This window comes from Brevibacterium sp. FAM 27836 (assembly GCF_051351055.1).
Classification (GTDB): Bacteria; Actinomycetota; Actinomycetes; order Actinomycetales; family Brevibacteriaceae; genus Brevibacterium.
This window is the reverse complement of sequence record NZ_CP195711.1, coordinates 1,830,032-1,853,440: the sequence shown is the minus strand read 5'-3', so window position 1 is coordinate 1,853,440 and position 23,409 is coordinate 1,830,032. Positions and strand designations below refer to the sequence as shown.

The window sequence follows — 23,409 nt, the reverse complement described above, 5'->3', positions numbered from 1 at the left end:
TTGTCCAGCTTCTCATCCCTGGCACGGTCCTCGGCAATCATGACCGCAGGCACCCTGACTTCGCGGGTGCTCGGCTTCGCCAAGGCCTCGATGCTGGCCACCGCGATCGGTGTGACCTTCGTCCAGGCCGACGCCTTCGACGTCGCGAACAAGGTGCCCAACACCCTGTACATGCTGCTGGCCGGCGGTGTGGTCAATGCCGTGCTCGTCCCGCAGATCGTGCGTGCCTCGAAACAGAAGGACGGCGGCAAGGACTTCACGAACCGGCTGCTGACCCTGTCCTTCCTCATCCTCGGCGCAGTGACCATCATCGCGACCGTCGCGGCCCCGCTGCTCGTCTGGCTCTATTCCTCCGGGTGGAGTCACGAACAGCTGGCGCTGGCCACGGCCTTCGCGTACTGGTGCCTGCCGCAGCTGTTCTTCTACGGCCTCTATACGCTGCTGGGCCAAGTCCTCAATGCGAAGTCCTCGTTCGGCCCGTATATGTGGGCGCCCGCGCTCAACAACATCGTGGCGATCGCCGGCCTCGCGGTCTTCATCATCGTCTTTGGAACGAACAACGCCTCCCCGCACGGACTGGATACCTGGACTCCGGACAAGATCGCCCTCATCGCCGGCACCGCCACCCTCGGCGTGGCAGCTCAGGCGCTCATCCTCCTCTGGCCACTCAAACGCATCGGCTTCAAGTACAAACCGACCTTCGGCTTCCGCGGGGTCGGACTCGGAGCGGCCGGCAAGGTCGCCTTCTGGACGTTCGCGGCGATGCTCGTCGGTCAGATCGGGTTCCTCATCATCTCCCGAGTCGCCGCCGGATCCTCGGTGCCGGGAGACGGAAACGCTTCGAACACGGCCTATACGAATGCGTACCTCGTGTTCATGCTCCCGCACTCGCTCATCGCAGTATCCCTGGCCACGGCCCTGTTCACCTCTTTGGCCAAGGACGCCGCCGAAAACGACACCGAGGCGGTCGTCGGCGACTTCTCGATGGGTGTGCGGATGGTCGGGATGGTCAATACCTTCGCTCTCGCCGCCCTCGTCGTCCTCGCCTCGCCGGTGGCGATGATCATCGCCGGTCCTGGTCGCGAGCAGGCCATGGCCATCGGGTTGGTCATCATCACGATGGTCTTCGGGCTCGTTCCCTTCAGCGCGAACTATCTGGCACAGCGCGTGTTCTACGCCTACGGGGATGCGAAGACCCCGTTCCTCATCCAGCTGCCGCAGATCGTCTTCCAGTCCCTGGCGGTGCTCTCGGCTTCGATCTTCCCGAAGTCGGTGACGGTGGCGATCATCGGTCTCATCATGAGTCTGGGCTACCTGTTCGCGATGGTCATCTCGTTTGCAGTCCTGAAGAAGCGCCTCGGTGCGATCGATCTGCGCGAGATCCTCACCTCGCACGTGAAGTTCCTGCTCGCTGCGATCATCGCCGGAGGTGCCGGTTTCGGACTGCTGTACTTCTTCCCGGACTTCGCGCTGGCCGGTCGCCTGCCGGCGATCGCCACGACCGCCCTCGTCGGCACCGTCATGCTCCTTTTCTTCATCGGAGCTTGTTATTTGCTCAGAGTCAGAGAGTTGCATTCGATTATTGACGTGGTAGCTGGAAAACTAAGAAGAGCAGCCTGAGCCCTTGAATCCCCACCGGAGGTGGTCGTCCTGATCGATATCGAACCCGGCATGGTGGTGGCCGGTCGCTATGTCGTATCGACTGTGGACCGACGTTGGCTTCCCGATAAGCCCGAGGTCGGTGCCGTGTGCACGGGCCTCGACGCGATCCTCGATGAGCCCGTGCTCATCCTCGTCGCCGATGCCGACGGGTCCAACGATGTCCTCGAGGCGGCTCGGCGCGTGTCGATCCTCGGTGACCCGCGCATCGCACCGACGCTCGATGTCGGGCATTCGAACGGCCTGGACTACATCGTCATCAAACGCATCGCGGTGACGCCGTTCAATCAGATCCTCCCGCGGTCGCCGCTGCCCGTCGACGCCGCCTGCGCACTCATCGGCGAGATCGGCACCGCACTCGTGACGGCGGCCAGGCGGGGACTGTTCCACATGTTCCTGCGCCCGAGCGTCGTGGGATTGACCTCGAAGGGTGCGGTGATCATCGCCGGCATCGGCATCGATGCGGCATTGGCGCTGGACACCGGGCTCGTCGAGCAGACGGACTACACGCCGACGAAGGCCTCGCGTCGGGACGCGCTGGCCCTCGTCCAGCTCTTCTACGCGGCTCTGACCGGTTACTGGCCCGGCGAAGAAGCCTTCGACGGCCTGCCTGCTGCGGAGAAGGAGAATGCGCGCATCGCGCGGGTCAAGGCACTCAACCCCGATGTCTCCGATGAGCTCGACGACTTCGTCAGTGGAATCATCACCGGTTCGGATCCCGGCCCCGGGTCGGTCGCCGAGATCCTCGGCTACATCGACTCCTGGGATCCGGAGCTGCTGCGCTACGTCAACCGCGCGCCCGTAGCTGAGAACGAGACGCTGTTCGAGACCTCGCCGCGCAGCTTCGATGAGGCGACCAGCCTGCCTGCGCCCCGGTCGAAGACCATCGGCCCCGGCCCCGAGGGTGCGGCCAGCGCCAGCGAGGATCAGGTACAGGCCGCTCTTGTGCGCGTGGGCATCACTCGTCCCGGCACTCGTGGTCTGGCCGCGGGCGTCGTCGGACGCACTACGGGACGCTACGCGGATCGGATGCAGATGAGGGAGGCCTCGAGTTTCCCCATCGCCAAGGAGCAGCTCGACAGCGCTGCCCAGGACTGGGAGGAGTGGGAGCCGGAGCAGACCTATTCCGAATACTCCGAATACGCCGCTCACGAATACGATGAGAACCTCACAACCCCGATCATGAGCCGGGAGGACGATCCCGACCCAGACACTCAGGCTCTCGAGATCGTCCCCGAAGACGAGGACGATGAGAACGACACGCGCGTGATCATGGACAACGACGAAGAAGAGGACGACGGGTCCTGGTTCCTCGGCGGCATGTTCGAAACCGATGAGCAGCAGCGCGAACATCAGCGCCGCGAATACGAGCGGGAACGTCGCATCGCGAAGGCGAAGGAAGAGGAGGCGCGCCGCCGTCTTGCCGCTTTCGAAGCGAGCTCGGCCGCGCGGCAGCAGGAAGCCAATGCCGCGGCACCGCCGAAGGAGATACGTCGGCTGTCCCCGGACACCGATGACGATCACAGCACCGAGGCGGCCCCGCCGACCGAGAAATCGCCGACCGCGGATTCGGCGTCCGTTCGCCCGGCCGAACGCAAGGCGGCAGGACGGCCGCGTCAGCAGCACAGCGATTCCACCGCTGCGGCCGCCGCACCGAAGCCGACATCGTCGAAGACGCCTTCGACCAAGTCGGCCGCGGCCGGAGCTGCAGTCGCAGGTGGAGCTGCAGTCGCAGGAGGGGCCGCAGTCGCGGGAACGACCGGGGCTGGAGGGGCCGGGGCAGGGTCCGCCGGTGCAGCGACCGGTGGCAGCGGCGGCGGTTCTGCTTCGGAGGATCGCGATCTCGCAGCCACCCGGAAGCCGTTCCTGTGGTTGGTGCTCGGTCTCGCCGTCGTCGCGGCGATCATCATCGGCATCGTCGTCATCAACTTCAATTCCGGTGATGACGAATCTGCTCCGGTGGCTGAGTCCTCCGCTCCGAGCGAGGAACCGACGAAGAAGGCCAAGAAGGAGACTCCGAAGGCTGATCCGCCGAAGATCGAGTCGGTCGAATCACTCGATCCCGAGGGTGACGGTTCGGAACATGACAGTGAGACCGAGAACGTCATTCCGAACACCGAGGGTTCGTGGAACACGGACCGCTACAACTCGGCGAGCTTCGGCAACCTCAAATCGGGAGTCGGTCTGCTCTTCGAGTTCGAAGACGAGTCGACCGTCAGCAAGGTCAAGGTCAAGTCAGGCAGCTCCGGCGGTAAGTTCGAGATCCGCGACGGAGACGATCCGGCGGACGCGAAGGTCATCGGCGAAGGTGTCTTCGACGCCGATGGCGGAGTCACCGTCAAGTTCGATGAGAAGGTCACCACCGACAAGCTGATTCTGTGGGTGACCGATCTGCCGCAGACAGACGGCGGTTTCAAGGCCACGATCAGCTCCGTGCAGTTCTCCTGACAGACATGGTCTCTCCGCAGCTGGTGCCGCGGGCGGCGAGGCAGCTGCGGCAGCAGGTGCGGAATAGTCCACGGCACCGTACGGTTATAGAAACGATAGTCACTCCGCACGACACGCCATAACGGGTCGGGCACAGCAAACAGAAGCAGGGATCTTTTCACATGACTGATACTCAACTGGTGATCATCGGGTCGGGTCCGGCCGGCTACACCGCCGCCGTCTATGCGGCTCGCGCCAACCTCTCGCCGGTCGTCATCGCAGGTTCGGTGACAGCGGGCGGCGAGCTCATGAACACCACCGATGTGGAGAACTTCCCCGGTTTCCCCGCCGGTGTGCAGGGGCCCGAGCTCATGGAGAGCATGCGCGAGCAGGCTGAGAAATTCGGTGCCGAGGTCATCTACGACGATGTCGAGACCCTCAAGCTCAACCCCGGAGCCCATGAGATCGAGACCGCCCTTGGTGCTCGCTACACGGCCAAAGCCGTGATCCTCTCGACCGGCTCGGCCTACCGTGAACTGGGACTGCCCAATGAGAAGCAGCTGTCGGGACACGGCGTCAGCTGGTGTGCCACCTGCGACGGCTTCTTCTTCCGCGATCAGCATATCGCCGTCATCGGTGGAGGGGACTCCGCCCTGGAGGAGGCCACGTTCCTCACTCGCTTCGCTTCGAAGGTCACGCTGGTCCACCGTCGCCAGGAACTGCGTGCTTCGCAGGCGATGCAAGATCGCGCACAGGCAGATGAGAAGCTCGAGTTCCTTCTCGACAGCGAAGTCGCCGAGGTCCACGGCGAGGATTCCCTCACGGGTCTGTCGATTCGCAATACTGTCACCGGTGAGACTTCCGAGCTTCCGGTGACCGGCATGTTCGTGGCCATCGGCTCCGACCCGCGCACCAGTCTCTTCGCCGACCAGCTCGACATGCGCCCCGATGGCTATCTCAGTGTCGAAGGCCGCACGTCCAAGACATCGGTCGAAGGCGTCTTCGCCGCCGGCGACGTCATCGACTCCGTCTACCGTCAGGCCATCACTGCGGCCGGCTCAGGCTGCTCAGCGGCACTCGACGCAGAGCACTACCTCGCTGATCTTGACGCCGCTGCGGTGCCAGTTTCGGCTGAGGCCGCCGTCGCTTCCTGATCAAGCTGCATCCCGCTCAGGAGCGGCACCGGGCCCAAGGCGGGAATGAATCCGCCAGCACCACTGTTCTCGATAGTGAAACTCGTTGTGAAGGAAGGTCAACCATGTCGACAGAAGTCACTGATGCAACATTCGAAGAGACCGTACTGAAGTCCGACAAGCCTGTGCTCGTCGATTTCTGGGCACCTTGGTGCGGTCCGTGCCGCATGGTCAGCCCCATCGTCGACCAGATCGCAGAAGAGCACGGAGAGAAGCTCAACGTGGTCAAGGTCAACACCGATGAGAATCTCGAGACGGCGAGCACCTACGGAATCACTTCGATCCCCGCTCTGTACGTCTTCAAGGACGGTGAAGTCGCCAAGACCATCATCGGTGCCCGTCCGAAGCCTGCTCTCGAGGATGAGCTCTCCGAATTCATCTGATCGAGTTCTAAGGCGCCTGTTGTACTATCAACAGGCGCCTTAGGCGTATCTGCACCATTGAACCCGACCCCGCAACCGCTCCACAGAAGATTGGCAACGCATTGACGAACACGAACCAACCGCGCTATACGCGCGGTGACATTTCTGAGATGTTGCCGAATATCAAAAGCCAGATGGCGCGCCTGGGACTCAACATCGGTGATACCGAATCGGCCGATTTCGACCGCCCCTTCGAACTGGCAGTGCGACAATTCCAGCAGGACCGCGGAATCCTGTGCGACGGTGTGTTGGGCCCTGAGACGTTTTCGGAGCTCGAACAGGCCAGATACCAGCTGGGCGACCGAGTGCTTCGCTTTGACCCCGTCAGAGTGCTCACAGGCGATGATGTCGTCGTCCTGCAGACAAGACTCGCCGGTTTGGGCTTCTACCCTGGCAGAATCGATGCCGAGTACGCTGCCCGAACCGAGGCGGCCGTCAAGGAACTGCAGATGAGTCTCGGAACCAAGGTCGATGGCGTGACCGGGCCACAGACACTGCGCGGGCTCAATGCCATCAACCGAAACCAGGACACGGGAAATCTCTTTGCTCTCCAGGAGCGTGCGCGAGTGGCGGCATCCGGCACCTCACTGGTCGGACGGACGTTCGTCGTCGAGGCTGCAACTACAGTTGTAGATTTCGAGAGTCTGCCGATGTCGGAAGAGCAGTCCGCACTCGAGCGTCAGATCACTCTCGATATTGCAACTCGCCTTGTCGGACGGCTTGAGGCCATCGGCGCGGGCGCACTTCTTCTCGAAGGCGATACCGTCGAGGTCAATCGGGCTGATGCGCTTGGCGCATCCGCTGTCATCACTGTCACCGCAGATGTCAGCAAGTCAAAAGATGCCAATGGAATCGCCACCTTCTACTTCGGACACGAACGACAGAGCGATCTGAACTCACCCACTGGGCAGAAGCTTGCGGAGCTCATCCAGGGGGAGGTCGTCGCGCGCACCGGAATGCTCGACTGCCGGACTCATGCGCGAACTTGGTATTCACTCAAGCGACTCAAGACTCCGAAGGTCCATGTCGTCACCGGGTACCTCACCAACGCCGACGATCTCGAGAGCCTCCAAGATCCATATGTTCGCGATTCGATCGCGGATGGTATCGCAGCCGGGTTGCAGCGCCTCTATATAAGAGAAGACAACGATCCTCAGACTGGCACCCTCAGCCTCGAAGCGATCAAAGCACTCAGCTGACCTCAATGCTCAACTGCAGGCAGTGACCGGCCGCAGTAAGCCACGACCGGCCGCTCCGCGTTTCACATGAAACATCGCTCTGCAGCCGCTCCTGGCTCACACAATTCTTCAAATTCTCGGGGGCCCGGAGAGAGGGCACAGCGGCAATCAATCCAACGCCGTTTCTTTCGCCCGCGCTGTTTCACGTGAAACACAACAACGCACCAATCGTTAAATAGGACCACGCAAAGCTCGAGAACGGGCTTCGGCAGTTACCCCAAGATGAACATTACTTAAGGTCCGGCCCGCCACGGACGGAGCATGCGAGTTCAGTAGTCGGGATACACAATCGTGTCTGCCATCAGTTTGGCCGGATCCAATAGTGGCGGGCGGCGCATGTGATGCATCAAGGACGCATCTGGGAAGAGTCGGTCTTGTCAAAGACATCTTTGGGCCCCCTCAGTCATGCCATGTCGCAGTCACGGCCCTCCTCGGAACCGCAGCTACACCCAACAATATGGGCGGTATTGGCGATATTTGGAACTACCGATGATTCAGCAGCATTTCTTCCAATGGATGGAAATGGATCAACAAGAGCGGAGGCGCCGTCACAAGACACCGATGTACTATCTCCCCGGTGCCGCAAGGGACAACACGCACCTCCTCTTTGGAGCCATTCGCTCGACGAACGATCGAACTAACCGTTCCACGTGAAACACCTGATGCGGGCCAGCACGACGAAGGCGGCTCAGCGAATGGAGCCTCGCCCGAAAGTCAACCATGAACCCACTATGGTGTCGTAACGCCGATCATCGGTTCGCTTCTTCCAATAGGACCTAATCACTTTTACGATCCCCGGCCCTCACCAGCCGGGCCTTTGACTTAACACACCGGTGACCTCATTCGCACGCCATCATCAATCGGGGCGACGGTGAAGCTGCATTCCTCACGACTTCAGTCATCAGTCCGTCGGAAGCACAACACGACAACCAGATATAGAGGGGACTGTGGTCCAGGCACGCCTGACCGTCGAATCAAGGCAAGGCCGGCAATTCACAATAGCTCGGCCTTATCGCCTTGTTTCACGTGAAACACCTACGACAACAGCAGGCGCAAAAGAACTCGTCAATCACACGAATGCCGATGCGCCAAAAAAGGTTGCGTAAAGGTGGACGAATCTGCGAACCCCCGTATTGGCCGATCACACATCCAGCCCGCCCTCCCATTAACGCCACCTTCTGGCATGACCTCAACGAGTACATCATCTGTCACAGACAACTTCCTACACCCAGCCATGAGACTGTTCAATCCACAAGACTAACAGCGTCTGGACCGTGGTATCGCGCAGAACGAGTTCAACGCATAGGGTACGAGGTCGATTTAGAAAGCGCGCCCTTCGAGCCGTTCCACGTGAAACTGTCGTGTCCGTTTGATCGTCCCCGATCTTCCGATACGCCAGTACACGTACTGAAGCAAGCGATGCGAGTACAGACCTACCCTGGTAGTGCTGGTGCTAGAGGGACGTGACAGTAGTTCTTCGAAAATGCATGACGGTACCGGTAAATGCGAATGCACCGAAATCCTCGTAGATACAGGTTCACGAATACATGCGTTGGCCACAATTGCCTTGACCCACCAGATCGCACTGTGGGCGACGCCCTAGTTTCACGTGAAACGTGACCTATCGATATCGGCGACACACCATTGCTTAGATTGAGTACTGTGTCGGTATCAGCGCTAATGACCATCTTCTTAGGCAACAGGCATTCCTAATTGATACGTTCCACGTGAAACAGAGTCTGCGATCGTCCGGCTGCTGTCTCCTTGTTGCAGTCACAATGGAACGTCTAGCAGAGCGTCGGACCAATACACAGCGAATGTGACCAATCACGAACTGATCTCGCGGCCGATTTGAAAACAGCGTTCGTTAGAAGATGGTAGCTCCATTGGGCGGAGAAATAACGCCCACCACCGTTTCACGTGAAACATGAACGCCATACATCGAGCACGTCTATTTCAAAAACCACCGGTCCAGTATGCCTATGACAAAGCCACCGATTGGTCGCACAGGTATGGCTGTGGCCCTGATAATTTCACGTGGAACATCGGAGCTGTGACGTTCCAGTCCAACGTCGGACCCAGGCCAACGCCTAACCAAACATTCCACGGACGTATTCCAAACTTTCGAAGCTACCCAGCTGTGCCGATTCAAACCGGATAGACCAAAACATACGTTCCGGTCGCGGAGTAGTCGACTGAACATCATGGTAACCGAGAGAAACAGATCCGGGCCGCCATGGTATATCGACACCAGCGTTTGTTTCACGTGGAACGGCCCCAAACGAGCCACAGGAGATACCCTTGCGACTGCACTTCGCGTTAACCTTTGCGAAGTTGCTATTACACCGGGGCGGGTAGGCAACCCGGGGAGCAAGCATCTCACAGCGCCAAAGGAAGAACTATATTCTCCGGTGAGGACCGGAAAGCCACCGGTAGATGCGGTCAACCTCCAAGGGGCACAGGAGCCTGGAGCTACAAAAATGGCTCGAGCATCAATCCGTATTCGAAGCTGCCGAGCTCAGCAAGGGCAATCAGCCTTTTGGCCGCAGAATCATTCATTCATGAAGCGAACCGCTGGACATTAAAACCCAAGTCTCAGTGTGGATAGCACAACGCCCGGCGGTGACACCCGCCGGGCGTTGACTCTTTTCACCTCTGGAGTTCAGCCGTCTTCTTCGCCAGAAATTCCCAACAGGCCAAGAATGCGATCGAGATCCTCTTGGTTAGCGAACTCTACGCTCAGTTTTCCCTTACGCTTACCGACGGAGATGTTCACCTTCGTATCCAAGCGATCGCCGAGTCGTTCGGCAACCGCGATGAATTCCGGAGACACCTTCGTCGTTGCACGTGAAACATTCACCGAGTCACCGCGGTTGAGCAACACAACAGCTTCTTCCGATGCACGCACGGACAGTCCCTCCGCGACAATGCGCTGCGCAAGAACTTCCATATGTTCGGGTTCGCGCAGTCCCAGGATCGCTCTCGCGTGGCCGGCCGAAATCACGCCCGCCGCAACCCGGCGCTGAACAAGCGGCGGAAGACGCAGCAGACGCAGAGTATTCGAGATCTGTGGACGGGAACGACCGATGCGTTCGGACAGTTCTTCCTGCGTGCATCCGAAGTCTTCGAGCAGCTGACCATAGGCGGCCGCTTCTTCCAGCGGATTCAGTTCCGCCCGATGCAGGTTCTCGAGAAGTGCGTCTCGGAGTAAATCCGTGTCTTCGACATATCGAATGATCGCAGGAATCGTCGGGAGCCCAGCGTCCTTCGTCGCTCGCAGACGACGCTCACCCATGATGAGTTCGAAGCGCGACCGATCACTGGGCTTCTGCCGGACGACAACCGGCTGCAGGACTCCGATCTCCCGAATACTGTGAACCAGCTCGGCCAGGAGATCCTCATCGAAGACCGTTCGGGGCTGACGGGGGTTCGCATCGATGAGGTCGACGTCGATCTCACCGAACTCCGTGTCCGGGATCGATTCGACGCCATCGTGCGGATCTGCTTCTTCATCACCGGCGGCAGCGGAGTCTTCTGAGGTTGAAGACTCGTCGTCTGCACTCGCTGCGTCGGAAGAAGCCGCGACCTCATCGCCCGAGGCGTCACTATCAGCAGTATCCACTACTGTTGTAGTTGATACGTTATCGGTGTCTTCGTTGCCTTCGTCCTGATCAGCCTTGCTGTCGGCCGGGTCATAGCCGGATGATGTGTAGACACCGGGATGCGTTTCACGGACGTCCGATGATGACTCAGCGGTTGAAGAGACAGAATCCGGATTCTCTGCCTGGGTATCCGCGACGGCATTCGGGGATGATTCAGCAATCTGAGTCGATTGATCGGAGGCTGGGGAACCTGCGGTCTTCTGAGGCTCGACGGTTTTGGAGCCCACGTCCTTCTTTGACGACGCTGTGGACTTGTCTGCGGCAGTATTGGCCTTCCCCGCTGGAGTATCATCCTTGTCCGCTGCAGTAGTTGTCTTTGGTACAGAAGCGGCGTTGGAAGACCCGGAAACGGCGTTGGAAGACGCAGCAGCGGTTGTGGAAGGCGACGTCGTACTTCGAGTACCGGATGCCGACTTGGTCGCCCCCGCAGCGGTCTTCGTCGATTTCGTGCCGCCGGTCGACTTCGTCGTCGAGCTCGAGCGCGCTGGCTTTCCACTGGACGTCTTACCTGCAGCTGTTTTCGACGATGAGCCAGTCGCACCAGCACTCTTGGACGCCGTCGTCTTCGCTGCCGTCTTCGTGGTCGTCTTCGCTGCCGTCTTCGGAGAGGTACTCGCGGTCGATGATTTCGCTGTCTTCGCTGTCGACGACTTCGACGAGTCCGAGTCCGACGACTTCGCTTCGTTCTCCGTCTTCACTGCAGATCCGGCCTTGGGTTTGCGACGGCGTGAGGACTGCATCGAAGCAGCAGGATCGGTACGAGCGGTCCGGGAGGTCTTGTGTTCACCCTCACTCTTGCCGTCTTCGCCATTCCCGCCGGAGAAGAAGACATCGACTGGACGATCACTGGAGTTCGCGTCGGGGATCAGTGCTCCGAGGCCGCGTCCCAGGCCCCTCTTCTTGCGTTCAGCCACGACTTACTCCTCGATTCGCGATTTCTTCTGCGGCCTCTCGGTACGAGAGTGCACCGCTCGAATGTGGATCATATGAGATCACGGTCTGCCCGTAGCTCGGAGCCTCCGAGATCCGCACTGAACGCGGAATCGCCGTACCGAGAACCTGTTCCGGGAAGTGAGTGCGGACATCCTCGGCGACCTGTGCACTGAGGTTCGTCCGCCCGTCATACATCGTGAGCAGAATCGTTGAGATCGCCAACGCCGGATTGAGGTGCTTCTGGATGAGCTGGATGTTCTTCAGCAGCTGGCTCAGGCCCTCGAGTGCGTAGTATTCGCACTGAATCGGGATGAGAACCTCGCGAGCGGCAACAAAGGCGTTGACAGTGAGCAGACCGAGGCTCGGCGGGCAATCGATGATGACGTAATCGACCCGGTTCCCGGCGGCTTCCTCTTCGCTGAGATAGATGCCCAGAGACCGCTGCAGTCGCTGCTCGCGAGCGACCAATGAGACCAACTCGATCTCGGCTCCGGCGAGATCGATGGTGGCAGGCACGCATGTGAGTGTGTCGAAATCCGGGCACTGAGCCACGGCCTGACGCATCGGGACATCGTCGATGAGTACGTCGTAGATGCTCGTGACCTCGGAATAATGATCGATTCCCAGAGCCGTACTCGCATTGCCCTGCGGATCGATGTCGATGAGCAGGACGTTGAGGCCCTGGTTGGCCAGCGCCGCTGCGATGTTCACCGCCGTCGTGGTCTTCCCGACCCCGCCCTTCTGGTTCGCGATCGTGAAGATGCGGGTGTCATCCGGCCGTGGAAAGGTTGTCTGCGACAGTCGATCCGCACGCCGGTTGTCCCGTGCAATCGCGGCACCAATGGGAGACGACTCATCCATGATCGGCATAGGGCGCACTCCATCATCCATCGGTTTCACAAGGCTCTCATCCAGCCTAGACCAACTCTACTTCGTACTATTTCTTCACGATCTCGACGACACGACTCGGGACCTCGAGAATGCCGCCGCCATCGACGACGTGGATCTTCGGCTGCGAGAGCCGATATCGCTTGATCAGTTTCTTCGCTTTGACCAGCTCGTCCTCGACCGAGGCTCCCTTGAGCGCCAGGATACGGCCTCCAGGGCTGATCACTTCACGCGTCCATTCGATGAGAGTCGTCATCGCCTTGACCGCTCGTGCTGTGACGACGGTGAACATCTCCTCGTCCACGAGCTCCTCGACACGGGCGCGGACGATCCGGACATTCTCCAGACCCAGATCATCGACGACCATGCTCAGCCATTCGACGCGTCGTTCCATCGGTTCGATGAGGACGATCTTCGCGTCGGGACGCAGCAGTGCAATCGGGATCCCGGGCAGGCCGGCTCCGCTGCCGACATCACCGACGACGTCGCTCTCACCGACGTATTCGGCGACGACGGCGCAGTTGAGGATGTGACGAGTCCACAGTCGGTCGACCTCACGGGGTCCGATGAGACCCCATTCGATGCCGGTGGTCGCCAGATGTTCGACGTAGCGCTGAGCCGCGGGGAATGCCGCACCGAAGTACTCCTCGGTGCCGACAGGCGGCGTTTCGATCTCGGGCAGTTCGCTGCCGGTCTCAGGCAGATCAGTCATCGGCGAGCCGGACGACGACATGACGACCGTCGCCTTCGCCCTCGGATTCCGACACCAGACCGGCACGTGCCGCCTGGTCGTGAATGATCTTGCGTTCGAAGCTGTTCATCGGTTTGAAGGCGAACTCCTCGCCGCCGTCCTTGACCTCGTCGAAGGCACGATTCGCCTTCTTGATGAGCTCATCGCGCCTGCTGTTGCGGTAGCCGTCGATGTCGAGCATCAGCCAAGACCGCTGACCGGTCTGCGTCTGCACGGTCAGTCGGGACAGCTCCTGCAGAGCTCCGAGGGTGCGCCCTTCCTTGCCCACGAGGGTCTTCAGGTTCGAATCCTCGTCGTCCTCGCAGACGATCGACAGCTGTGCACGACCGTCGGCGACATCGATATCGATATCTCCGTCGATATCGGCAAGATCCAGAAGCTCTTCGAGGTAGTCCGCGGCGATCTCACCCTCTTCTTCGAGGAGCTCGGCACGGCTCGGCTTGGTCGAGGTCTCCTCAGCTGTCTGCTCGGAGGTCTCGTCGATCTTCTCTTCGGTCATGTTCGTGTCCTCAGCGCTTCTTGTTCTTCTTGCGGTTCTTGCTCACGGGCTGCTGCCGTTGGCCACTCTTCTTCGCGGCCTCCTCGGTGGCGGTCTGGCCCTGGATCTCTTCCTGCTTCACAGTCTTGCCCTTGCGAGCCTTGCGCTCAAGCATCTCCTTCTCGGCTTTCGAACCGGGTGCGGGCATATTGCGGATGACCATGTGCTGCTGGGCCATCGTCCAGGAGTTCGAGACCAGCCAGTAGATGAGAACACCGAGCGGGAAGTAGATACCGCCGAAGCCGAAGACCAGCGGCATGACGTAGAGAAGCATCTTCTGCGACTGCATCATCGGGTTCGCCATAGCGGACTCCGACATGTTCTTCGCCATCATCTGCTTCTGCGTGATGAACATCGTGCCGGCCATGATGACGATGAGGACACCGGTGAGGAGCTTGACCGAGACTCCCGGATCGGTGAACACAGCGGAGAGGTGAATGCCGAAGACCGAGGAGCTCTCGGCCTGAACCGCGAGATCCCGTGTGAAACCGCCGATAGCGTCCATCGACCCGTTCGCGACCTGCGGCATGTTGCGGATGACGCGGAAGAGCGAGAAGAAGATCGGCATCTGCACGAGAAGCGGCAGACATGACGCCCATGGGCTGGTCTTGTTGTCGCGGAACAGCGCCATCTGCTCTTCGGCCATGGCCTGACGCGAGTACTGGTCCTTCTTGCCCTTGTACTTCGCCTGGAGGCGCTGGATCTCCGGCTGCAGGAGCTGCATCTTGCGCTGCGACTTGATCTGGTAGACGAAGAGAGGGATGAGCAGAGCGCGGATGACCACGGTCAGTCCGGCGATCGACAGCACCCAGGTCCAGCCGTTGTCTGCGGGCAGGCCGACAGCAGTAAAGATCTCATGAAAGATCGCAAGGATCCATGCCACTACCCACTGCAGCGGGTAGAGCAGGTTGTCGATCCATCCCATTCAGTTCTCCTCGTTACAACGATTCGTCACGATCGTTCATTTTGCCATTGTTCATCGGTTGGCGCGACACGCTCGACGCGCCCCGAGCCAGTCCGCCGATCCGCGTGTTTGCGGGGACCTATGTGGTCTGTGTTCTTCAGCTGCGGGCCTCGCCGCCGTGAATGGTCTTCGATCTGGCCTCCCGCGCCGAACCCGGCACGTGGTCGACTCCGCCGTGGGACCACGGGTTGCATCGCAGTATGCGCCATCCAGTTAACACCAGTCCCTTGAGAACTCCGTGTATCTCGAAGGCCTCGAGGCCGTACATGGAACAGCTGGGATAGTAGCGGCATACTTGGCCGTACAGAGGTGAGACCACGATCCGATAGGCCCGGATGAACCAGACGAACGGCATGCGCGGCCCGATCCGGACGATCCACCCCACCGTCGGCCAGAAGCCGGACGGACGGCCGGGCACCTCGGAGACATGTTTCAGATCATGCTCGGCGTCCACGATGTTCCAGCTTCTTCTGTGCCTTGGCCAACAGCTGATCGACCTCGGCCTCGAGGACCGAGAACTCCGCGTCGGCCGCGTGCGGCAGCGCCCGGAGCACGAACAGCTCTCCGGCTCTCAGTTCGCCCAGACGCGGGCGCATGATCTCGCGCAGACGCCGCTTCGTGCGGTTGCGCACCACGGCGTTGCCGACGGCCTTGGATACGATGAAACCCACGCGAGGAGCGTGGGTATCATCGGTGCCTCTCAGGCAGTGCGCCATGAGATGCTCTGAGCGCACCCGGACACCGGCTCTGAAGACTCGTCTGAAGTCCTCGCCGCTGCGGATCCGGTGCGCCGCGTCAAGCACACTCAGGCCGAAAGTTCGGAACGTCCCTTGCGACGACGTGCGGCCAGGATCGAACGGCCTGCACGGGTACGCATGCGCAGACGGAAGCCGTGCTTCTTGGCGCGCTTACGGTTATTGGGCTGGAATGTACGCTTGCTCACTTCAGTCTCCGATTCTAGGTTGCGGGTGAACGCCGGTGCGTTCTCACAAAAAACGGCGGTGAGAGTCTCGACCGCCGAGCACTCCTGTGCATAAGAGCCAAAAGATGATCAGGATAATCGGATGAAGCCCGGTACACAGGACACTCCATCTTAGCGAGGCCGCAACCAGACGGTCAAACGCGGCTCCCATGTTTCACATCACGCTCGGCGAAAATTCATCACGGTTCACATCCGCGCCATCCGACCTCGTCCACAAGTCACACCCATGTAGTTTTCCACAAGCTTATCCACGAGTGTGGAGATTCACTGGCCTGAGCCAGCACGAGTCCACAATCTGTGGAAAACTATGTGGAAGTCATGCACAGGTGTGGATCACGCCGAGAACGAATATTTTGAAAGTTGAGGAAGATTGACGGTGTCGAACTCCAAGAATGAGCTCATCAGCCGCTGGCGCACGGTGGTCTCAACCCTGGATCAGGACCCGGAACTCACGGCGCATCAGAAGGGATTCCTCTCCCTCGCTGTGCCCAAAGCCCTCGTGGACAATGCGCTCGTTCTCCTCGCCGTGCGCGACGAACACACCCGCCGCACCATCGAGACTCGACTTCTCGGTCCTCTGACCAGGGAGTTCTCCAAGGTTCTCGGCTTCGACGTGACTTTCGGCTTCGTCGTCGATCCCGAACTCGACGTGCCGATCCGCTTCGAAGATCTCATCGGGGAACCGACCCCGGGACCTCAGGTTCCCATCGATCCGGTCACCTCCACCTCGGCGACGGGAGCTCCCGCCCCGGTCCAGGACCAGCGGCCGATGCCCGAGGCTCAGCAGCCGAATCCGGAATCACCGCGCACCGAGGCTGCCCCCTCCCTGGCGCCGGCACCCGCCGGGCAGGATTTCGGTCACCCGACCGGCCACCAGGCACCTGCCGCACCGCAGATGCCGCAGACACACCAGGCACGGTCGACGCAGGGGATGACCGAGCGCGAACTCAAGATCGCCGAGGCGACCGCCGCCCCCATGGTCCCGCCCGTCGATGCTCCCGGCGTCGCCCAGCTCAACCCGAAGTACACCTTCGACACCTTCGTCATCGGTGCTTCGAACCGCTTCGCCCATGCTGCGGCCTTCGCCGTCGCCGAAGCTCCTGCCAAGGCCTACAATCCTCTGTTCATCTATGGGGATTCGGGACTCGGCAAGACCCACCTGCTCCACGCGATCGGCTACTACGCGACTCAGCTCTTCCCTGAGATCCGCGTCAAGTACGTCTCGAGCGAAGAGTTCGTCAACGACTTCATCAACACGATCGGTTCGTCGAAGACCTCGAACGCGCTGCGCCCGGCCTTCCAGCGTCGGTATCGCGAAGTCGACATCCTCATGATCGACGACATCCAGTTCCTGCAGGGCAAGGATGCGACGGTCGAAGAGTTCTTCCATACCTTCAATGCTCTGCACAATGAGGCCAAGCAGGTCGTCATCACCTCCGACCAGCCGCCGAAGATGCTCAAAGGGTTCGAGGAGCGGCTGCGCTCCCGCTTCGAATGGGGCCTGCTCACCGACGTGCAGCCGCCGGATATGGAGACCCGGTTCGCGATTCTACGGCGCAAAGCCGCCGCCGAACACCTCGATGTCCCCGACGATGTCCTCGAATACATCGCCTCCCGTGTGTCCTCGAACATCCGCGAACTCGAAGGGGCACTCATCCGCGTCACCGCGTTCGCGAACCTCAACGACCAGCAGATCGATGTCTCCCTGGCCGCGACCGTCCTCAAGGACTTCATCACCCAGGACGACACTCCTGCGGTGACTGCCGCCGACATCATGGGTCAGACCGCTGCCTACTTCAGCCTCACGCTCGACGACCTGTGCGGCACTTCGCGTTCCCGCACCCTGACCACGGCCCGACAGATCGCGATGTACCTGTGCCGGGAGCTCACCGATCTGTCCCTGCCGAAGATCGGTCAGGCCTTCGGCGGACGCGACCACACCACCGTTATGCACGCGAACAAGAAGATTCGAACTCAGATGGCCGAAAGACGAGCCGTCTACACGCAGGTCACTGAACTCACAAACCGCATTAAACAACAGCACCGCCTATAGAACGCGGTATGCACATCTGTGGATAACCCTGGGGACAATTGCTCACAGCTGGGGACAGACCGGTGGACAGACCAGCTGCCTGAGTGGAAAGATGTGAACTACATGCTTGTGTTTACCCAAGCGCCCACCGACGCCCTCGTCGCGGTGCACAAGGCATCCACAGGTCCATAAGCGGCTCGTTCCCTTGACTACTCGGGGGTAAGCAGCACTTGTCCACAGTCTCCACAGGTGCTGATACTTCTACCAAGTGAATTCAACTCTTAAGAGGGCGACCGCCACCGACTGCTTCGCTCGGTGAGCACCGAGCTCCGGAGCTCGGGTTCAACGGGATGACGAGCCGGAGAATATTCGAACACAGGATCTCAGCCAGTTCTCGGATCCGAGATTCACCCTCTTCTGAGCCCTTTTCGGCACTCCCACGTGCACTTTCGCTGCAGCCCTCCTGATCGCCTCTGCTGAGGTGGTCATTCATCCGATAGGCTGTGTAAAGTTTTCCGAGCAGTATCGAGCCTGTGCCGTGCAACCCAGAGTCTTGTGCCAGATGCCCTGAGCAGGTCGGGTGGCCACCCCGAAGGAGTAAAGTGAACGCGGAAGCATCCCCCTTGAAGTTCAAAGTCAATCGCGATGTACTCGCCGACGCGGTGACCTGGGCGACCAAGACTCTGCCCAACCGTCCTTCCGCTCCGGTCCTCACAGGCATCCTCATCACTGCCGAAGCCGGTGGCACCGTCCGTCTGGCCGTCTTCGACTACGAAGTCTCCTCCCGTGTCGAGATCGCCGCCGATGTCGCCTCCGCCGGAACCGTGCTCGTATCCGGACGACTGCTCGCCGACATCTCCAAGGCTCTGCCGAATCAAGAGGTCACCCTCGAACAGATCGATGCGAAGGTCGACGTCACCTGCGGCTCCTCGCGCTTCTCGCTGATGACCATGCCCGTGGCCGAATACCCGGCACTGCCGCAGGTTCCCGAAGACTCCGGAACCGTGTCCGCAGGCGAGTTCCAGAACGCCGTCTCCCAGGTCACGATCGCGACCTCGAAGGACGACACCCTGCCGATCCTCACCAGCGTCCGCGTTGAGATCGAGGGCGAGAAGGTCACTCTGCTCGCCACCGACCGGTACCGTCTGGCTGTCCGCGAGTTCACCTGGCACCCCGGTCGCCCCGATGTCTCCGCCGTGGCACTGCTGCGCGGGCGCACACTATCCGATGTCTCGAAATCCCTCGGCGGCGATGTCACCATCGGTCTGAGCACCGATGCGGGCAAGGACCTCATCTCGTTCACCTCGGCCGGGCGAGTCACGACATCACTGCTCGTCGAGGGCGAATACCCGAAGGTCCGGTCACTGTTCCCGGACTCGGTGCCGATCCACGCCATCGTCGAGACCGCTGTGCTGCGCGAAGCCGTCCGTCGTGTCTCTCTCGTGGCTGAGCGCAACACCCCGCTGCGATTCGAAGTCACCGACGGAATGCTCACCCTCCATGCCGGCACCGGTGACGACGCGCAGGCCTCGGAAGCCGTCGAAGCGACTCTCCAGGGCGAGGAGATCACGGTCGGCTTCAACCCGCACTACATCGCCGAGGGGCTCGCAGCGGTCGAGAGCCCCTATGTGAACTTCTCCTTCACCCAGCCGATGAAGCCGGTCATCATCTCCGGGCAGAAGGAACTCGACGGCCCCGCCGACGAGTCGTATCGCTACCTGCTCATGCCCACGCGGATCTGAATGTGGATATCCCGACTCTCCCTGCGTGACTTTCGGTCGTATCCGGAACTCGACCTCGAGTTCTCTCCCGGAGTCACCACTTTCGTGGCGGACAACGGGACAGGCAAGACCAATATCGTCGAGGCGATCGGGTACCTCGCCCATCAGCGCTCCCACCGAGTGGCCTTCGACGCCCCACTGGTGCACGAGGACCGCCCGGCCGCGACGGTCTCGGCACTGGTCAGACGGGAACAGCGGCATGCCACCGTCGAAGTCACCATTCAGGCCAAAGGGGCCAACCGAGCCCGGGTCAATCGGAACGCGGTCAAGCTCAAGGACATCCTCGGCCTCGTCTCCTGTGTCATCTTCGCCCCCGAGGACCTCAGCCTGGTCCGCGGCGAACCGGCGGAGCGTCGCTCATGGATCGACACCCTCGTCGTGGCGCGCAATCCGCGTTTCGCCTCGATCATCACGGACTTCGAACGCGCTCTCAAACAGCGCAATGCGCTGTTGAAGCGACTGCGCGAAGATCGTGATCCCGGCCTCGAGGCGACTCTGGACATCTGGAACATGGCCTACGCCGATTCCGCGTCCGAGCTCATCTTCGGCCGGCAGCGGATCCTGTCCGACATCGTGGCCCCTCTGCAGGAGAACTTCGCCTACATCGCCGCCGACGCGCGGCTCGAACGCCAAGGTGCGCACATCTCCTACGATTCGCGCATCGACTATTCTCAGGCCGGCTCCGCCGCCGAGTGCAGAGAGCTGCTGCTGGAGGCACTCGACCGGCGCCGCACCACGGAGATCGAACGCGGACTCACGCTGCACGGCCCGGGACGTGACGACCTCTCGCTGCGCATCGGTTCGCATCCGGCGAAGGGCTACGCCTCTCACGGGGAGACCTGGTCGCTGGCCCTGGCCATGCAGCTGGCCGGATGGGACCTGCTCTCTGCCGATGCCGGCTCCGCCGCCGAACAGCCGATCCTCGTCCTCGACGACGTCTTTGCCGAGCTCGACACGGGCCGGCGCAACCGCCTGGCCTCGCGAGTCACGGCCGCCGAACAGGTCTTCATCACCGCCGCCGTCGATTCGGATCTGCCCGAAGGACTCGAAGGTACCCGGATCGACCAGGCCGGACTGTTCGCCGGCGCCGACGGGCCGGCGAGTGCGAATCCGCCGGCGAGTGAGCACCAGGCAGAGAGCGAGAGCTCGACCCGGAGCGCCTCATGAGCGGAATCGTCCGGGACTTCTCCACTCCTGTCGCTGCCCTCGAAGCGCTCGATCGGGTTCGCCGCATGGAGGTCACAGAAGCGAAGTTCGTCCGCAGCCGGCGCCGATCCCGCCTGCGCGGGGAAGTCGTGTACTCGGGATCGGGCAAGGACGGACGCGACCCGAAGTCGGTGTCGTCCGTGCTCGGTTCCCTGATCTCCGACCGCGGCTGGTCCTCTTCCCTCGACATCGGCAAGGTCCTGGGGCGGTGGCCCGATCTCGTCGGCCAGCAGGTGGCCCAACATGCGACTCCTGTCGACTTCTCACCGCCGCTGCTCGTCATCGCCGCTGACTCGACGACGTGGGCGACTCAGCTGCGCGTGCTCAAACCGACGATCCTGCGCCGCCTCGAAGAGGGGCTGGGTTCGGCCACGATCACGGAGATCGAGATCAAGGGTCCGCAGGGACGCAGCTTCAAACGGGGTCGGCGGTCGGTGGCCGGCCGCGGCCCGCGGGACACATTCGGGTGAAAGGACGCAGCCGCCTCGGCGATCTCCTGTGCGGGGCGATCTCCTGTGCGGGACCGTCGGAACTCGGTGCCGGCGCTCAGTTTCTGGGAAGAACTCAGAGGGCCTTAAACGGCCACAGCCGGTCCCGTAGGTGTCCGGGGGTACATCTGCGGTCCGAAAATTCGGGAAATCCGCCTTCTCAGGCCGCTTACGGGCATTTCAGCCCACAGCGCGGTAGAATGGGGAGCTGATAGCGACCATCCGAACAAGGAGTCACATGACGACCGAGGATCAGCCTCATTATGATGCCGGCGACATCACGGTACTCGAGGGTCTCGAGGCAGTCCGGAAACGACCCGGCATGTACATCGGTTCGACCTCGGAACGTGGTCTCCACCACCTCGTTCAGGAGATCGTCGACAACTCGGTCGACGAGGCGATGGCCGGCTACTGCGACCATATCGAGGTGACGATCCTCGCTGACGGCGGCGTCCAGGTCACCGACGACGGGCGCGGAATGCCGGTGGCGATGCACCCCACGGAGAACAAGCCCACCGTCGAGGTGATCCTCACGGTCCTCCACGCCGGCGGCAAGTTCGGCGGAGGCGGCTACGCCGTGGCCGGCGGTCTCCACGGTGTGGGATCGACGGTCGTCAACGCCCTCTCCGAACGCCTGGCCGTCGAGGTCAAGCGCGATGGCTACACGTGGTCGATGGACTTCGTCCGCGGTGTGCCCACCGGTGAGCTGCGGCGCGGTGAGGAGACGGAGGAGACCGGGACGACCGTGACCTTCTGGCCGGATGCCTCGATCTTCGAGACCACGGACTTCTCCTATGAGTATCTGCGCGCGCGGTTCCAGCAGATGGCCTTCCTCAACAAGGGGCTGAAGATCAGCCTCACCGATGAGCGCCACAACGAGGTCGACGACTCGGATGTCCAGATCGACGAAGACGAGGCCGACGAGTGGAAGCCGCGCTCGGTGACGTACAACTACGAGCACGGTCTGCTCGACTACGTCCAGTACCTCAACTCGTCGAAGAAGGTCGACCTCGTCAACCCCGATGTCATCGTCTTCGAAGCCGAGGAGGGCGAACAGACCCTCTCGCTCGAGATCGCGATGCAGTGGACGACGGCCTACAACGAATCCGTCCACACCTACGCCAATGTCATCAACACCCATGAGGGCGGCACCCACGAAGAGGGCTTCCGCACCGCACTGACCTCCCTGGTCAACAACTACGCCCGGGAGCAGAAGCTGATCCGCGAGAAGGATCCCAACCTCACCGGCGACGACATCCGCGAGGGGCTGACCGCCGTCATCTCCGTCAAGCTCGCCGATCCGCAGTTCGAGGGACAGACGAAGACGAAGTTGGGCAACTCCGAGATCAAGGGCTTCGTCCAGCGGGTGGTCCGCGATGAGCTCGGGCACTGGTTCGAGTCGAATCCGGCTCAGGGCAAGGATGTCGTGCGCAAGGCGCTGCAGGCCTCGCAGGCTCGTCTCGCCGCCCGCAAGGCCCGTGAGGCCACCCGACGCAAGGGACTCCTCGAGTCCTCGGGCATGCCCGGCAAGCTCAAGGACTGCCAGTCGAAGGACCCGACGATCTCCGAAGTCTTCATCGTCGAGGGTGACTCCGCCGGCGGCTCCGCGACCCAGGGACGCAACCCGAATACGCAGGCGATCCTGCCGCTGCGCGGTAAGATCCTCAACGTCGAGAAGGCCCGCCTCGACCGGGCCCTGGGCAACAACGAGGTCCAGGCGATGATCACCGCCTTCGGCACCGGCATCGGTGAGGAATTCGACCTCGACAAGCTGCGCTACCACAAGATCGTCCTCATGGCCGACGCCGATGTCGACGGTCAGCACATCACGACCCTGCTGCTGACCCTGATCTTCCGGTACATGAAGCCTCTCATCGAACACGGCTACGTGTATCTGGCCACCCCGCCGCTCTACCGGCTCAAGTGGTCGAACGCGCCTCACCAGTTCGCGTACACGGACAAAGAGCGCGACGGTCTGCTCGAGACCGGACGGGCCGAAGGCAAGCGACTGCCCAAGGACCTCGCCATCCAGCGCTACAAGGGTCTGGGCGAGATGAACTATGAGGAGCTGTGGGAGACGACGATGGATCCGGACCATCGTCTGCTCAAGCAGGTCTCCCTCGACGATGCGATCGTCGCCGATGAGATCTTCACGGTCCTCATGGGCGATGACGTCGACTCCCGCCGCCGCTTCATCCAGGAGAACGCGAAGGACGTCCGCTTCCTCGACATCTGATCAGCACCG

At 61.3% G+C, this 23,409-nt stretch carries 19 protein-coding genes; 11 read left to right on the top strand and 8 right to left on the bottom strand.

The features are described 5' to 3' along the window. The 5 genes from murJ to ACSE4D_RS08355 all read left to right on the top strand — a co-directional run bounded on the left by murJ (position 1) and on the right by ACSE4D_RS08355 (position 6,900). The gene (gene murJ, locus ACSE4D_RS08375; RefSeq protein ID WP_436327055.1) at positions 1–1,620 is read left to right on the top strand and encodes a murein biosynthesis integral membrane protein MurJ; all 1,620 of its coding nucleotides are present in this window, start codon (positions 1–3) and stop codon (positions 1,618–1,620) included. A gap of 21 nt (positions 1,621–1,641) precedes the next feature. After that, complete coding sequence (locus ACSE4D_RS08370) at positions 1,642–4,107, top strand: virulence factor MviN (RefSeq protein WP_425119092.1); 2,466 nt, start codon at positions 1,642–1,644, stop codon at positions 4,105–4,107. A gap of 161 nt (positions 4,108–4,268) precedes the next feature. Further along, entirely contained in the window at positions 4,269–5,240 is a 972-nt protein-coding gene (gene trxB, locus ACSE4D_RS08365) for a thioredoxin-disulfide reductase (protein ID WP_436327054.1), read from the top strand. A 104-nt stretch (positions 5,241–5,344) separates the two neighbouring features. Next, positions 5,345–5,662 carry a thioredoxin gene (gene trxA, locus ACSE4D_RS08360; protein WP_135537710.1) on the top strand — a complete coding sequence of 106 codons (318 nt, stop codon included), beginning with the start codon at positions 5,345–5,347 and terminating at the stop codon, positions 5,660–5,662. Between the two features lie 101 nt (positions 5,663–5,763). Then, complete coding sequence (locus tag ACSE4D_RS08355; RefSeq protein WP_436327053.1) at positions 5,764–6,900, top strand: peptidoglycan-binding protein; 1,137 nt, start codon at positions 5,764–5,766, stop codon at positions 6,898–6,900. Positions 6,901–9,601: 2,701 nt separating this feature from the next. Here ACSE4D_RS08355 and ACSE4D_RS08350 read toward each other — a convergent pair. Continuing rightward, positions 9,602–10,828, bottom strand: a complete 1,227-nt coding sequence (locus tag ACSE4D_RS08350; protein WP_436327052.1) for a ParB/RepB/Spo0J family partition protein — start codon at positions 10,826–10,828, stop codon at positions 9,602–9,604. 67 nt (positions 10,829–10,895) lie between these two features. Between ACSE4D_RS08350 and ACSE4D_RS08345 the strand changes: the two genes are divergently transcribed. Continuing rightward, the gene (locus ACSE4D_RS08345; protein ID WP_436327051.1) at positions 10,896–11,591 is read left to right on the top strand and encodes a hypothetical protein; all 696 of its coding nucleotides are present in this window, start codon (positions 10,896–10,898) and stop codon (positions 11,589–11,591) included. On the opposite strand, the gene ACSE4D_RS08340 is transcribed toward ACSE4D_RS08345, so the two are convergent. The 7 genes from ACSE4D_RS08340 to rpmH form a co-directional block, all read right to left on the bottom strand. After that, the gene (locus tag ACSE4D_RS08340; protein WP_135537709.1) at positions 11,508–12,404 is read right to left on the bottom strand and encodes a ParA family protein; all 897 of its coding nucleotides are present in this window, start codon (positions 12,402–12,404) and stop codon (positions 11,508–11,510) included. The genes ACSE4D_RS08345 and ACSE4D_RS08340 overlap by 84 nt on opposite strands. Before the next feature lie 67 nt (positions 12,405–12,471). Further along, the gene (gene rsmG, locus ACSE4D_RS08335; RefSeq protein WP_436327050.1) at positions 12,472–13,134 is read right to left on the bottom strand and encodes a 16S rRNA (guanine(527)-N(7))-methyltransferase RsmG; all 663 of its coding nucleotides are present in this window, start codon (positions 13,132–13,134) and stop codon (positions 12,472–12,474) included. Then, the gene (locus ACSE4D_RS08330) at positions 13,127–13,672 is read right to left on the bottom strand and encodes a protein jag (RefSeq protein WP_135537707.1); all 546 of its coding nucleotides are present in this window, start codon (positions 13,670–13,672) and stop codon (positions 13,127–13,129) included. The genes rsmG and ACSE4D_RS08330 overlap by 8 nt, the downstream gene beginning before the upstream one ends. 10 nt (positions 13,673–13,682) lie before the next feature. Next, positions 13,683–14,636, bottom strand: coding sequence for a membrane protein insertase YidC (gene yidC, locus ACSE4D_RS08325; protein ID WP_436327049.1), 954 nt, complete (start codon positions 14,634–14,636; stop codon positions 13,683–13,685). Positions 14,637–14,772: 136 nt separating this feature from the next. Then, the gene (gene yidD / locus ACSE4D_RS08320) at positions 14,773–15,129 is read right to left on the bottom strand and encodes a membrane protein insertion efficiency factor YidD (RefSeq protein ID WP_426936898.1); all 357 of its coding nucleotides are present in this window, start codon (positions 15,127–15,129) and stop codon (positions 14,773–14,775) included. Beyond that, a complete protein-coding gene (gene rnpA, locus ACSE4D_RS08315) occupies positions 15,113–15,478 on the bottom strand; it encodes a ribonuclease P protein component (RefSeq protein WP_436327048.1) in 366 nt (121 codons plus the stop codon). The genes yidD and rnpA overlap by 17 nt, the downstream gene beginning before the upstream one ends. Before the next feature lie 2 nt (positions 15,479–15,480). Then, on the bottom strand, positions 15,481–15,618 hold the full coding sequence (rpmH, locus tag ACSE4D_RS08310) for a 50S ribosomal protein L34 (RefSeq protein ID WP_135537704.1): 138 nt from the start codon (positions 15,616–15,618) through the stop codon (positions 15,481–15,483). 415 nt (positions 15,619–16,033) lie between these two features. Between rpmH and dnaA the strand changes: the two genes are divergently transcribed. The 5 genes from dnaA to gyrB all read left to right on the top strand — a co-directional run bounded on the left by dnaA (position 16,034) and on the right by gyrB (position 23,400). Next, on the top strand, positions 16,034–17,710 hold the full coding sequence (dnaA, locus tag ACSE4D_RS08305) for a chromosomal replication initiator protein DnaA (protein WP_436327047.1): 1,677 nt from the start codon (positions 16,034–16,036) through the stop codon (positions 17,708–17,710). A 581-nt stretch (positions 17,711–18,291) separates the two neighbouring features. Then, complete coding sequence (dnaN, locus tag ACSE4D_RS08300; RefSeq protein WP_205683292.1) at positions 18,292–19,431, top strand: DNA polymerase III subunit beta; 1,140 nt, start codon at positions 18,292–18,294, stop codon at positions 19,429–19,431. Next, on the top strand, positions 19,432–20,637 hold the full coding sequence (recF, locus tag ACSE4D_RS08295) for a DNA replication/repair protein RecF (protein ID WP_135537702.1): 1,206 nt from the start codon (positions 19,432–19,434) through the stop codon (positions 20,635–20,637). Continuing rightward, complete coding sequence (locus ACSE4D_RS08290) at positions 20,634–21,146, top strand: DUF721 domain-containing protein (protein WP_135537701.1); 513 nt, start codon at positions 20,634–20,636, stop codon at positions 21,144–21,146. The genes recF and ACSE4D_RS08290 overlap by 4 nt, the downstream gene beginning before the upstream one ends. Before the next feature lie 256 nt (positions 21,147–21,402). Beyond that, the gene (gyrB, locus tag ACSE4D_RS08285) at positions 21,403–23,400 is read left to right on the top strand and encodes a DNA topoisomerase (ATP-hydrolyzing) subunit B (protein WP_436327046.1); all 1,998 of its coding nucleotides are present in this window, start codon (positions 21,403–21,405) and stop codon (positions 23,398–23,400) included. Positions 23,401–23,409 lie beyond the last annotated feature (9 nt).

Coding starts and splice junctions, on each gene's coding strand:
- trxB (WP_436327054.1), top strand. CDS start 4,269: ATGACTGATACTCAACTGGTGATCATCGGGTCGGGTCCGGCCGGCTAC.
- trxA (WP_135537710.1), top strand. CDS start 5,345: ATGTCGACAGAAGTCACTGATGCAACATTCGAAGAGACCGTACTGAAG.
- ACSE4D_RS08340 (WP_135537709.1), bottom strand. CDS start 12,404: ATGCCGATCATGGATGAGTCGTCTCCCATTGGTGCCGCGATTGCACGG.
- rsmG (WP_436327050.1), bottom strand. CDS start 13,134: ATGACTGATCTGCCTGAGACCGGCAGCGAACTGCCCGAGATCGAAACG.
- ACSE4D_RS08330 (WP_135537707.1), bottom strand. CDS start 13,672: ATGACCGAAGAGAAGATCGACGAGACCTCCGAGCAGACAGCTGAGGAG.
- yidC (WP_436327049.1), bottom strand. CDS start 14,636: ATGGGATGGATCGACAACCTGCTCTACCCGCTGCAGTGGGTAGTGGCA.
- recF (WP_135537702.1), top strand. CDS start 19,432: ATGTGGATATCCCGACTCTCCCTGCGTGACTTTCGGTCGTATCCGGAA.
- ACSE4D_RS08290 (WP_135537701.1), top strand. CDS start 20,634: ATGAGCGGAATCGTCCGGGACTTCTCCACTCCTGTCGCTGCCCTCGAA.
- gyrB (WP_436327046.1), top strand. CDS start 21,403: ATGACGACCGAGGATCAGCCTCATTATGATGCCGGCGACATCACGGTA.